We start from the raw sequence: 12,326 nt of genomic DNA on the forward strand, positions 1-12,326 counted from the left end.
TCGACTCAGCCCTCCGTGAAGTCCACGCCCTTGCCACCGCGGGGATGCGTCCACTTCGTCTTGGCGACGATGGCGCACGTCCCACACTCGACGCAGGGTTGGGTGTCGAGGCTGACGACGTGTTCCTCGGAGCCGTTCGTCTTGATGACCTCGTCGCGGTAGCATCCGCCGCCGAATCCGACCGCAGAGACGGGACAGGCCGTGACCGCCGCGCCGCTCACGTCGTAGGAGTTGTCGAGCAGTTCGATGTGCGGCGACCCGATGTCGGTGTCGTATCGCAACTCGCCGATTCTGGCTTCGAGCGTCGGCGGCGTGACGTTACTCGTCTCGCGGATTTGGACGCCGAGTTCCTCGCCGATGACCGTCGGGAGGGTGACGTAGGGCGTCCGCGTGTCCGGAATCAGCGCCGAGAGCGCGGGCGTGTTGTAGAGGCGTTCGAGTTGCCCCGAGAGTCCGCGAATCGCCGCGCGGCCGACGAACGACGTGAGGACCGAATCGACCGTCTCGGTCACGGACTCGTTCTCGGTCAGACCGCGGAGCGTGTCGTAGCCTCTCGGTCGGAGTTTCCGCATGACGCCGTTGTCGCGGAGTTTCTTCGCGTAGAGTTCGCCCGCCCCTTCGGGGTCGTTGCGCGACTTCGCCTGCGCGTAGGCTTCGGCGGCGAGCGCGCCCGCGGTCACGGCGTGGTTCATCCCCTTGATTATCGGGCCTTGGGCCTGCATCTGGCCGGCGGCGTCGCCGACGACCATGAGGCGACCCGCGTGCGGTTCGCGGAGTGCCACCTTCTTCGAGTCGGGGACGAGTTTCGCGCTGTACTCCAGTTCGTGGTAGTCGTCGCCCAACCAATCGGCCAAGAGCGGGTGCGTCAACAGCGCGTCGAGGAGTTCGTGTGGTTCGGCGCGCTCGGCCACGAGGCTGTCGAGGTGGAACACCGTCCCGATAGAGAGGGTGTCCTCGTTCGTGTAGAGGAACCCCCCGCCGCGAACGTCTTCGAACAGGTCGCCCGAGAACAGGTGTGCGACACCTTCGTCGTCGTCGATGTCGAATCGCTCGGCGATGACGTCGTGCGGCATATCGACGACGGCTTTCACGCCCTGGAACCACTCGCTCGGGTCTTCCCAGTCCATCAGGCCGGCGTCTCGCGCGATTTCTGAGTTCACCCCGTCGGCGGCGATGATGACGTCGGCGGTGATGGGGTCGAGTTCGTCCATCGTCACGCCGATTATCTCGCCGTCTTCGCGGAGCAGGCCGTTGACGCGGACGCCCGTGAGGACGCCACCACCCGTCTCGCGTGCGCGTTCGTGGACTCGGTCTTCGAGCCACGAGTCCATCTTCCGGCGGAGGACCGCATCACACCACTCGGTGTCGTGTTCGTGGAGTCGAGTCAGGTCGAACGACTCGACTTTCGTGCCGGCGATGTTGTGGATGCGGTAGTCCGTGACGGGTCGTTCTGCGGCCTCCTCGCGGAATCCGGGAAAGAGGTTGTCGATGGTGTACGGCGAGGACTCCTCGGCGTAGATGAGACCGCCGGAGACGTTCTTCGACCCGGCTTCGACACCGCGTTCGAGGACGAGCGTCTCGATACCGTAGTTAGCGAGCGTTGCCGCGGCCGCCGCGCCGCCGGGACCCGCCCCGACGACGATTGCTTCGTAGTGTTCGTAATCAGTCATTCTGCATCACCTCTTTTTTCGCCGCCGTCGCTCGCAATCGCGGCGCTGAACGTTCCCTGTTTGAGCGCTTCCGTGAGTTGCGGCAGGACCTCGAACAGGTCGCCTTCGATGAAGTAGTCCGAGAAGTCGCGGATGCGGGCGTTCGGGTCGGTGTTGATGGCGATAATCGTATCCGACTCGTCCATGCCGACCTTGTGCTGGACCGCACCGGAGATGCCCGCCGCGATGTAGAGTTTCGGCGCGACGACCTGTCCGGTCTCCCCGATTTGTCTGTCTTCGTGCGTGTACTGCTCGACGTGGCCGTCGAACTTGAACGACCCCGTGACGATGCCGCGCGTGACACCGATTTCGCTGTCTTCGAACTGGTCTGCGAGCTCCTTGACGAGTTCGACGCCGCGAGTCGGGTCGTCGCCGATACCGCGGCCGAACGCGACGATGACCTCGTGGCCCGAGAGGTCGATACCCTCGTCCAATTGGTCGTAATCGGTGACCGAGACGCGGAACCAGTCGGAGTCGAGCGGTGCCTCGTGCGTGACGACGAGTCCCTCGCGGTCCGGGTCAGCCTCGGGAATCGGGAAGCTCCCCGGGATGACCGACGCGCCCTGCGGGTGGAACTCCCGAGTCGGGTTGTCGATACAGAGAATCGTCGAGTACTCGAATCCCGAGAAGTCGGGGCGCTTCATGTGAAGCACGCGGCTGAACTCCTTCTTCTCGCCGGCGACACCGGTCTTGACCGGGTTCGAGATGACCTCTTCCGTGATGTACAGCCCGGAACAGTCGCTGGCGAGACCCGAGTCGAGTTCGGCTTGGACGAGCGCCGACAGGTCGCGGCCGTTGTTCGTCGCCGGGAAGAGGACGTACCGCGGCTTGTCGTAGCTTCGCCACGCTTCGTCGCGGCCGCCGTTGCTCTCGTTTTCGGTGTGGGTCGCGCCGCCGCGCGCCATGTCGCAGAAGATTTCGGTGTACGGTTTGTGCTGGAACCGTTCGAGTCGCGGGTCCTCGCGGACGACGACGACATCCGCCCCGTAGGCGATGGTGTCGGCCACGTGCTTTTCCACGTCTGAGCCGATGAGGACCGCGATGACGCGCTCTTCCGCATCGTAGTCCTCGTTGTACTGGTCCATCAGCGCGCGGGCCTTCCCGAGCATCTCCTTCGACACGTCCACGAGTTCGCCCGCCTGCGTCTCGCAGTAGACCCACATGTCGCGGTAGACGCCGTTGTGGAGCGCGCGGATGTGGCGCTTGTCGCGCGTCGGGTGCGAGAGGTCCGGGTGTCGCTCTTCGGCCGTCTTCTCGATAATCTCCTGTTCTTTCTCCCCCTTGTCGCTCCCTTGGAGGGAGTCGATGCGTTTGTTGATGAGCCGTTTCACCGAATCTCGGTCTTGGCCCGCCTCCTCTCGTTCGACGAGCGATTCGAGGTCGGCGACTTCGTCGATTCCTTGAATCGCGTTCCCGACCTCGGCCGTGCTCATCGAGTCGAGGTCCAATCCCTCCACGTCCTCCGGTTCGTCGTCTTCGGTGAACTTCTCGATTCGACTCTCGATAAGCGCAATCGCGCCCGCGCGGTTCTCACCGCGGTGTTCTGCTTGCAGTATCTCCTCTAACTCGCCGACGTCTTCGATGTCTTTGATAGCCGGGCCGAGTTCCGAGATGTCGTAGTCGCCCGGGTCGAACTCAGTCATCGCCCGCACCTCCTGCGGCCGCGGCGCTCTCGCCACTGGCAGATTGCATCACGTCGAGCACCTCGCTCATCGACTCCACGTCTGCGGGGTCAACCATGGTCGCCTCGCGCTCTGCGGGTGCTTTCGGAATCGGGTCCACCGACGAGACGATGGTGGGTGACCCGTCGAGTCCGATGTAGTCCGGGTCAACGTTGATGTCCGCGTGGTCCCACACCGTCAGGTACTCCTCGAAGTTCGCCGCGCGCTCCTGTGTCTCCGCGCGCAGGTCTTTCAGCGTCAGTCGCTCGCGCGCAGAGCGGTACGAAGCTTCGAACTCGGGGTCGGCGACGACGAACGCCGGCAGCGACGTTTCGACCGTCTCTATCTCCGCGATGTCACCTTCCACGAGTCGTTTCGCGCGAACCGTTCCCTCCGCTTCGTCCACGTCGAGCGAGATGACGTGGGTGAGAAGCGGCATGTCCAGACACCAGTCCGTCTGCGGGCCGGTGTGGCCCGTCTCACCGTCTGCAGTCTTGAAGCCCGCAAACACGAGGTCTGGGACGCCGAGTTTCTCGATAGCCGAACTGAGCGTAATCGCCGTCGCCCACGTGTCCGCGGCGGCCATCTCGCGGTCAGAGACGAGATACAGGTCGTCGGCGTACGCGGACGACATCGCCTCTTGGAGGACCTCTTTGTACCCCGGCGGGCCCATGCTCATGACGCTGATTTTTCCGCCGTGTTGGACGCGCATCTGCAGCGCCGCATCCAACGCGAACTGGTCGTTCGGGTTCATCACCGTCGGCGTCTTCCCGCGCTCCAAGTGTCCTTCTTCGTTGAACGATACCTGTCCCTCTCGAAAGTCCGGGACGCCCTTCGTTAATACCACCATGTGCATTGAGAACAACCTCCATTTAGTGCTAGCTCATATTCATAATAATTGTTTGTGTCTAATGGGAAGAAATTCAGCCGTTGCTGACTACGTATTCGGTCGCAGAAAGAGGGAGTCGCGTTCAGATGCGGCCGGCGCGCCCCGGGTCCACGTCGATGGCATCGACGGGACAGACATCGACACAGAGCATGCAGTCGATACACTGGTCCTCGTGGGTCGGTTCGGCCTTGATTTCTGACTCGGGGTGTCCGGGTGTGTCCACCCACGTGAACACGTCCACGGGACAGTCTTCGAGGCACGCGCCGTCGGCGAGACAGATGTCGAAATCGACCGCGACGTGTGTCCCGTGGATACCCAGTTTCTCCGGTGGGTCAACCGGTCCCCACACGGCTACCGGGCCGTCGTCGTCGATACGCTCTCGGTTCTGCTCGAAATTCGGGTCAATAGCCATGGCGTTTGTTAACGTTCAACTGAGAGAACAATAAATCATACTCCCGCTCGGGCGGGGCGGTGGGGTGATATCCCTCCGACGCGAAGGTGACGACTGATGGAGCCGTTCCTGTGGATTGCGCTCGCCCTACTCGTCCTCGGCGTGGTTGGAAGCATCCTTCCGATGCTCCCCGGCGCGCTGCTCTCGGTCGTCGGTCTCCTCCTCTACTGGTGGTCCACGGGCTACTCCGAACCGGGACTCCTCGCGCTCGTCGGCCTGCTCCTCGTCGGACTGACCGCGATGGCGGCCGACTACGGCGGTGGCGTCATCGCCGCACGGTTCGGCGGAGCCTCGACTAAAACCTCGATTCTCGCGGGCGTCGTCGGACTCGTCCTCCTGTTCGTCCTCGGCCCGCTCGGCATCTTCGTCGGCGTCGCGGGAACCGTGTTCGTCGTGGAGTACCTCGACCACCAGGACGCCGAACGCGGCGTACAGCGCGCGGCAGTCGCAACTGTCGGCGTGCTCGCAACGGCCGTCGTTCAAGTGTTCTTGACGCTCGCCATGCTCGTCGGCTTCGTGCTCGCGGTGGTCGTCTGAGCACGCGCCCCGCCGAGTCCAACTCAGACTTCGGCGACGACCCGCGCCGGCGCGCCATCGGCATCGACCCGAAGCGGCATCACGAACAGGGTGAAGGGACGGCCAGTCGGAAGTTGCGCCAACCCGCATAGGTTTTCCACGATGACGTTTCCCGCCCCCAGTACCGCGTGGTGAACCGGAACGTCGCCGCCGGTCGGGTCGGGACTGAGCGCGTCGATGGCGACCGACCAGTCGCGCTCGGCGCAGATGTCCCCCACGTCGGCCGACAGCGACGGGTGGTCGGTCATTCGGTCGGTCCCCCACTCGGCTTCCCACCCTGTTCGGAAGACGAGGCAGTCGATACTCGAATAGTCGATGTTCGAATCCACGTCCGGCACGTACTCGGGCGTGATTTCTTCGCCCGCGCCGACGCCCCGACAATCGACCACCTGCGCCCGCATCCGCAACTCCTCGACCGAGTACGAATCGAGCGTGTCGCCGTCTGGCTCCGTGTGCGCCGGCGCATCGACGTGCGTCCCCGCGTGGCTCCCCAGTTCGAGTCGTGAGACGCGGTAGCCGTCGGATTCGAACGTCGCGGCCGGTTCGACGGTGACCGCCGGGTCACCGGGATAGGTCGGCATCTCCGACTCGATTGGTCGCGTGAGGTCCACGAGCGTCACGCGTCGGGCCACCGCTCGATGTAGACCGTCTCGTCGGTGTAGAACCGAATCGCGTCGTCGCCCTGGGCGTGCAAGTCGCCGAAGAACGACGCCTTCGCCCCGCCGAAGTGGAAGAACGCCATCGGAGCCGCGGTGCCGACGTTGACGCCGAGGTTGCCCGCGTCCGCCTCGTGGCGGAATCGCTGTGCTTCGCCACCCGAGGTGGTGAACAGACTGGCGGCGTTGCCGAACTCCGAGGCGTTGACGACGGAGAGCGCCTCGTCGAAGTCGGCGACGCGAACCAGCGCGAGCACCGGCCCGAAGAGTTCGTCGCGGGCGAGCGTCGAGTCCGGCGACACGTCGCCGAAGACGGTCGGCCCGAGGAAGTGGCCGCCATCGGGAACCTCGGCCTCCCGCCCGTCGAGCAGGAGCGTCGCACCCGACTCAGTCGCCGCGTCGATTGCGTCGATGATACTCTCGCGGTGCGCGCCGGTCGTAAGCGGTCCCATCTCGGTCTCCTCGTCGAGTCCGTCGCCGACGACCACCTCGCCCGCGCGCTCGACCAGTCGCTCGGCGAACTCGTCGTAGATGCCGTCTTCCACGACGGCGACGGGATTGGCGAGGCATCGCTGACCGGTGTTGGCGAAGGCCGACCCGACGGTTCCCTCGACGGCCGTGTCGAGGTCGGCGTTCGCCGTGACGACGACGTGGTTCTTCGCGCCGCCCTGTGCCTGTACGCGCTTGCCGTGACTCGCGGCAGTCTCGTAGACGTGGCGGGCGATTGGCGTGCTTCCGACGAAGGAGATTCCCGCTACGTCGGGGTGCGAACACAGCGCATCGACGGCGGTCTTGTCACCGTGGACGAGCGAGACGACGCCCTCGGGGAAGCCCGCTTCGTGGGCCAACTCGACCAGTTTCGTCGGTGTGAACGGGTTGCGCTCGCTCGGTTTGAGGACGAACGTGTTGCCGGTGGCGACGGCGTAGGGGAGGAACCACAGCGGAATCATCGCCGGGAAATTAAAGGGAGTAATGGCGGCGAAGACGCCTAACGGCTTTCGTACCGCCGTCTCGTCGATGTCGGGGGCGGCGTGTTGCAGGTGGCCCGCCTGCATCATCGTCGGCGCACCGCAGGCGACTTCGACGTTCTCGATACCCCGCCGAATCTCGCCTCTCGCCTCCGAGAGCGCTTTCCCGTGCTCGCGGACGAGTTCGCGGGCGAGTTCGTCTTGGTGCTCCTCCAGCAGTTGCTTGTACCGAAACAGCGGTTGGAGTCGGTCTTCGATTGGCGTCCGCCGCCACGACTCGAACGCCTCCGCGGCGGCACTTACGGCGTCGTCAACGTCCGACTCCGTACTGAATCGAACCTCGCCGAACTCCTCGCCGGTCGCCGGGTTCTCGACCGGTCGTCCCTCGGCCGACGGCGTGGTCCACGCGCCGCCGACGAAGTTCCGCGCCTGAACGGGTTTGTTATCATCAGTCATGACAAATTGTGCCGCACGTCGAGACAAAGAAGTATCGCTGGCAGTCGAATCAGTCGCTTGTCGCGGAAGAACGAAAAACAGCCCTCCCTAATGTGTAGAATTTGGTGAAAGTGGCGTGATACAGACAGAGGATGAGTTCAGCAAATCGAGAACGGTCTGACCGAGGGTGGGGTCACACCCTCTCGCAGAGAAAACGATTTACAGGTACGTCAGCAACTACGGGCAATGGGTAGCTACGCAACGCCGCCGAATTGGACTGACGACTCGTCCGACAACGACGAACCACGGCTTGGCGACCTACTATCAGGCCGACTTGCAGACGTGGATATCGAACCAATCACACTGGGGTAGTACAAGAAATCACGGCGGGAGGACCAATTCATGACGAATCGAGTTTCCAATCGGCTCGGTTTTTAATCCGACACCCAACTTCTGGTCTTGCCACCAAGAGCCTCAGAACGAGCTATCAGGTTACGTCAAGCCGAAAGTATAACCGATATTTCGTACTGACCGACTCGTGCCCAGTATTCAGTACACTCTCTACAAACCATCAGCGACAGAGGGTTTCAACGGAGCCAAAAGAGCAGCAGTCTGGATAGACTGTCGGACTACTTGTGCGCGAAGTACGTGACCGTCTCGTCGTCGCCTTTGGAATCGACGCGAGCGAAGCCGACGCGCTCGAACTGGACGAGTTCGTCAACGGGAAGGTCACCGAAGTCGGGTTCGGCCACGCCAGTCACGTCGCCGTCCATGGTTCGCAGACGGACGGGGACGCCGTCTTCAGGTGCCCAGTGGATGACGGGAACGTCGCCCTCGCGGACCACGTCTAAGTCGTCGCCCGTGGCGACGAGCGTGTCGTCCTCGCGGCGGACCGCACCGAAGCCCTTCAGCCAGACGCGCTCACCCTCGGCGGGCACGTCGCCGGATTCGAGCAGGACGCTCCCTTCGACCGGAATCGTGCGAGTGCCGCGGTCTTCGTGGTCCGGATGGAGCGGCGGGTGGGCATCGGCTGGACCGCCTTCGACGGCGAACGCCTCAGACGGGCCAGACACAGTCTGGCTGTCCGCCGAGGCTCCCTCGGCGACGTCTCGGACGAAGAAGTAGCGGTTCGCCTCGTCGTCCACGAGGTCGCGGTTGTTGGCGTAGACCGACGACATGGCGAGGTCAACGTCGGAGGTGGACATGCCGAGTTCGACCATCGCGTCCACGATTGCCTGTCCGCGGATTCCGCGCCGGCGGACCGACTGGATGGTCGGTGCGCGCGGGTCGTCCCAGCCGTCGAGTTCGCCCGCGTCGATGAGTTCCTTGATGGTCGAAGTGGACATCTTCACGTCGTAGGCGTCGAGTTGGACGTGACCCCAGTGGAGCACCTCGGGGTACTCCCAGCCGAAGTAGTCGTAGACGAACTGCTGGCGCTTGGCGGAGTCCTGCAGGTCGATACCGCGGATGATGTGGGTGACGCCGGTCAGGTGGTCGTCCACGCCGGACTGGAAGTCGAGCATGGGCCACGCGCGGTAGTCTTCCGCCTCGGGTCGCGGGTGTGGGGTGTCTATCATGCGGAAGGCGACCCAGTCGCGGAGGGCGGGGTTCTTGTGCTCGATGTCGGTCTTCACTCGCAAAACCATCTCGCCCGAGTTGTACTCGCCATCGACCATCGCTTCGAACTCGTCGAGCGTCGTCTCGATGTCCTTGTCGCGGTGGGGACACGGCTTGCCGTCGTTCTTCAGGTTCGAGAACTCCTCGCCCGAGCAGGAACAGGTGTACGCGCCGCCCTTCTCGATGAGGTCGCGGGCGTAGTCGTAGTAGGTCTCGACACGGTCAGAGGCGCGAATCACGTCGTCGGGTTCGAAGCCGAGGAACGCGATGTCGTCGAGGATGGCGTCGTAAGCCGAGAGGTCCGGGCGCTTCGTCTCGGGGTCGGTGTCGTCGAAGCGGACGATGAAAGAGCCGTCGTACATGTCCTTGTACGTCCCGATGACGGCGGGCATCCGCGCGTGGCCCATGTGCCACGGGCCGTTCGGGTTGGGTGCCGCGCGCATCCGAATCTCGTCGTAGTCGTCGGCGTTCGGGAGGTCGGGAAGCAGTTGGTCGTCTTCCTCCTCCTCGGCTTCCATCTCGGCGAGTTCCTCGGGTGCGAGTTCGCCGATTCGCTCGCGCTTCTCGTCGGCCGAGAGTTGGTTAACCTTCGCAACGACGGGGCCGATGAGACCCGGAATCTCGCCGCCGTGCTGTCGGAACTCGGGATTCTCGCCCATCAGCGGACCCATAATCGCGCCCACGTCGGCGTCGCTCTCGTGTTTGACCGCGTTGAGGAGGGCGTGTTTCTCCGCCTCTCGCTCGACGCGCTCTCGAAGGTCGTCGTCCATTATCCTCCGATTCCGCGTCACGCCTAAAAACAGGCCCGGATTGCAGGAAGGGCGTTCCTCTCGCGGGCAGGGGTACGGGCTGTGTTAACACGTCTACACGGTTAGCCGTTGTGGCGCACGGACGTGTATGGATGCATGAGAAGAGTAGTGGGCGAGAAGACGCACTGCCCAAAACGGTGGGCGTGCCGTGATTAGTAGCCGCGGGTGATGAGGTAGTCCGCGATATCACACAGCAGGTCGCGGGACTCGTTGTCCGGCAGCACGTCGAGGCGTGCTTTCGCCTGCTCGGTGAGGTCTTCGGCCATCTCGCGGGCGTAATCGATGCTGCCCGCGTCGTCGAGTTCATCGACGGCGGCCTGTACTTCCGCCTCACTGAGTTCGTCCGCGGTCTTGGCTTCGACCAGATTCTCCACGTCCACGCCCTGTTGACGGGCGTGCAGGAGGATGATGGTCTCCTTGTTCTCGACGAGGTCGGAGCCTCGTTGTTTGCCGAGTTTCTCCGAGGGGACCGTCAGGTCGAGCACGTCGTCTTGAATCTGGAACGCGCTTCCGGACTCGATGCCGTACTGGTAGAGCGCCTCGACGACGTCGTCGTCCGCGCCCATGAGGACCGCCGGAATCGCCGCGGCCGTGCCGTAGAGGACGGCCGTCTTGAGTTCGATCATGTTGAGGTACTCGTCGGGGAGCACCCCGTTCCGGTGTTCGAACTCGATGTCCAGTGCCTGCCCCTCGCAGATGCGGATGCAGGTGGTCGCAAGCCGTCGGACGGCTTCCAGCCCGTTGGCCGGGTCCGCGCCGGTCTGGGTCAGGAGTTCGAACGCCTTGGCGTAGAGCGTATCGCCCGCCAAGATTGCGGTCTCGGTGTCGTACTCCTTGTGAACTGCCGGGACGCCGCGGCGCAGGTCGTCGTCGTCCATGATGTCGTCGTGGATGAGCGTGAACGACTGGATGACCTCGATGCTCGCGGCGGCGGTCATCACGTCGATGGACCCTCCGGCGAGCGTCGGGAACGCGCGGTAATCTTCCGACATCGGCTCAACGTCGGCGAGCGCTTCCGCCGTGAGCAGGGACACCGTTGGCCGCAGGCGCTTGCCGCCCGCTTTGAGTAAGTACCGGGAGGCCTCGTAGAGACGCTCCGGCTCGGCCATCGGGACGTCCGATTCGAGTGCCTCGTTGACGAGTTCGCGCCGCTGGCGAATCGCTTCGAGCACTCGCTGTTCCGTCGCGTCAGGAGTCATCAGTCCACCAGTTGGATCATGTTGCCGTTACGCGTGACGTGCACGTCTCGGCCCAGGGCGTAGCCCTGACTCTCCGCGAGGTCAACGTACGGTGCGAAGCCCTTGAGGTTCTGGTGGGCCGGGATGACGTGCTGGGGCTGAAGCGCCTGCAGCATCTCGTAGTGGCCCTCCTCTCGAAGGTGACCGGAGACGTGGATGTCGTCGAAGATGCGAGCGCCCTGCATGCGCAGGAGACGCTCGGACTGGTAGCGCTGGCCCTCGTTCGTCGGTTCCGGGATGACGCGAGCCGAGAAGATGACTTTGTCACCGTCGTCGATTTCGTACGGCGTCTCGCCGCGGCCCATGCGCGTCAGCATCGCACGAGGCTCGCCCTGGTGACCCGTGACGATAGGCAGGTAGTTCTCCTTGCCCTCTTTCATGATGCGCTTGAAGGTGCGGTCCACGGACTTGCGGTGGCCGTACATGCCGAGGTCGTCGGGGAGGTCCACGAAGCCGAGGCGTTCGGCGGTGCCGGAGTACTTCTCCATCGAACGGCCGAGCAGCACTGGCTGGCGGCCGATGTCGTTGGCGAACTCCACGAGCGAGGAGACACGCGAGATGTGCGACGAGAACGTCGTCGCAACGATACCGCCGTCGTAGTCCTCGACGGAGGTCATCACGTCTTTGAGGTGACGACGAGCGACGGACTCCGAGGGCGTTCGGCCCTTGCGTCCGGCGTTCGTACAGTCCTCGATGTAGGCGAGGACGCCGTTGCCCTCGCGGCCAATCTCGCGGAAGCGCTTCATGTCGATCGGGTCTTCGAGGACCGGCGAGTGGTCCATACGCTTGTCGAGACCGTAGACGATTGCGCCTTCCGGCGTGTGGAGGACCGGGTTGATGGCGTCGATGATGGAGTGGGTGACGTGAACGAATTCGAGTTCGACCTGTCCGGAGTCGCCGATGGACATCGTCTCACCGGCGCTCATCTTGATGAGGTCGTTGTTCACGTTGAACTTGTTCTCTCCCTCGATTTGCTGTTTGACCAGCTCGATGGTGAAGGGCGTCGCCACGACGGGTGCGTCGTAGCGGTGTGCCAGTTTGGAGATGGCACCGATGTGGTCGAGGTGACCGTGGGTGGGGACGATAGCCTGCACGTCACCTTCGAGGTCGCTCATGACCCGGTCGTCCGGGATAGCGCCCATGTCGATGAGGTCGAGGCTATGCATTTTCTCGGTTTCAACGTTGTCGTGGATGAGAACCTGCGAGAGGTTCAGACCCATGTCGAAGACGACAACGTCGTCACCGGCGCGAACGGCCGTCATCTGACGGCCGACTTCTTCGTAGCCGCCAATGGTTGCGATTTCGATTTCCATGGTT

10 protein-coding genes are annotated in these 12,326 nt (G+C 63.7%); 1 reads left to right on the top strand and 9 read right to left on the bottom strand.

Features of this window, described 5'->3' with window-relative positions:
• Window positions 1-5 precede the first annotated feature (5 nt).
• The 4 genes from ACFQJC_RS01000 to ACFQJC_RS01015 form a co-directional block, all read right to left on the bottom strand.
• Window positions 6-1,670 carry an FAD-dependent monooxygenase gene (locus tag ACFQJC_RS01000; protein WP_390221383.1) on the bottom strand — a complete coding sequence of 555 codons (1,665 nt, stop codon included), beginning with the start codon at window positions 1,668-1,670 and terminating at the stop codon, window positions 6-8.
• Window positions 1,667-3,352 (bottom strand): electron transfer flavoprotein subunit alpha/FixB family protein, encoded by a 1,686-nt coding sequence (locus ACFQJC_RS01005; RefSeq protein WP_390221384.1) that lies wholly within the window; start codon window positions 3,350-3,352, stop codon window positions 1,667-1,669. The genes ACFQJC_RS01000 and ACFQJC_RS01005 overlap by 4 nt, the downstream gene beginning before the upstream one ends.
• Complete coding sequence (locus tag ACFQJC_RS01010; protein ID WP_390221385.1) at window positions 3,345-4,226, bottom strand: electron transfer flavoprotein subunit beta/FixA family protein; 882 nt, start codon at window positions 4,224-4,226, stop codon at window positions 3,345-3,347. Before ACFQJC_RS01010 ends, ACFQJC_RS01005 begins: the two co-directional genes overlap by 8 nt.
• A 115-nt stretch (window positions 4,227-4,341) precedes the next feature.
• A complete protein-coding gene (locus tag ACFQJC_RS01015; protein ID WP_390221386.1) occupies window positions 4,342-4,671 on the bottom strand; it encodes a 4Fe-4S dicluster domain-containing protein in 330 nt (109 codons plus the stop codon).
• A gap of 96 nt (window positions 4,672-4,767) precedes the next feature.
• Here ACFQJC_RS01015 and ACFQJC_RS01020 point away from each other — a divergent pair, with 96 nt between their 5' ends.
• Window positions 4,768-5,247, top strand: a complete 480-nt coding sequence (locus ACFQJC_RS01020; protein WP_390221387.1) for a DUF456 family protein — start codon at window positions 4,768-4,770, stop codon at window positions 5,245-5,247.
• 23 nt (window positions 5,248-5,270) lie between these two features.
• Here the strand turns inward: ACFQJC_RS01020 and ACFQJC_RS01025 are convergent, their stop codons facing one another.
• The 5 genes from ACFQJC_RS01025 to ACFQJC_RS01045 all read right to left on the bottom strand — a co-directional run bounded on the left by ACFQJC_RS01025 (window position 5,271) and on the right by ACFQJC_RS01045 (window position 12,322).
• The gene (locus ACFQJC_RS01025) at window positions 5,271-5,906 is read right to left on the bottom strand and encodes a cyclase family protein (RefSeq protein WP_390222315.1); all 636 of its coding nucleotides are present in this window, start codon (window positions 5,904-5,906) and stop codon (window positions 5,271-5,273) included.
• Window positions 5,903-7,366, bottom strand: coding sequence for a CoA-acylating methylmalonate-semialdehyde dehydrogenase (locus ACFQJC_RS01030; protein WP_390221388.1), 1,464 nt, complete (start codon window positions 7,364-7,366; stop codon window positions 5,903-5,905). The genes ACFQJC_RS01025 and ACFQJC_RS01030 overlap by 4 nt, the downstream gene beginning before the upstream one ends.
• 608 nt (window positions 7,367-7,974) lie before the next feature.
• The gene (locus tag ACFQJC_RS01035; RefSeq protein ID WP_390221389.1) at window positions 7,975-9,732 is read right to left on the bottom strand and encodes a glutamate--tRNA ligase; all 1,758 of its coding nucleotides are present in this window, start codon (window positions 9,730-9,732) and stop codon (window positions 7,975-7,977) included.
• A gap of 191 nt (window positions 9,733-9,923) precedes the next feature.
• Window positions 9,924-10,970 (bottom strand): geranylfarnesyl diphosphate synthase, encoded by a 1,047-nt coding sequence (idsA3, locus tag ACFQJC_RS01040; protein ID WP_390221390.1) that lies wholly within the window; start codon window positions 10,968-10,970, stop codon window positions 9,924-9,926.
• Entirely contained in the window at window positions 10,970-12,322 is a 1,353-nt protein-coding gene (locus ACFQJC_RS01045) for an RNase J family beta-CASP ribonuclease (RefSeq protein WP_390221391.1), read from the bottom strand. The genes idsA3 and ACFQJC_RS01045 overlap by 1 nt, the downstream gene beginning before the upstream one ends.
• Between the last annotated feature and the right edge of the window lie 4 nt (window positions 12,323-12,326).

This window comes from Haloferax namakaokahaiae (assembly GCF_042663225.1).
In the GTDB taxonomy this organism is placed as follows: Archaea; Halobacteriota; Halobacteria; order Halobacteriales; family Haloferacaceae; genus Haloferax; species Haloferax namakaokahaiae.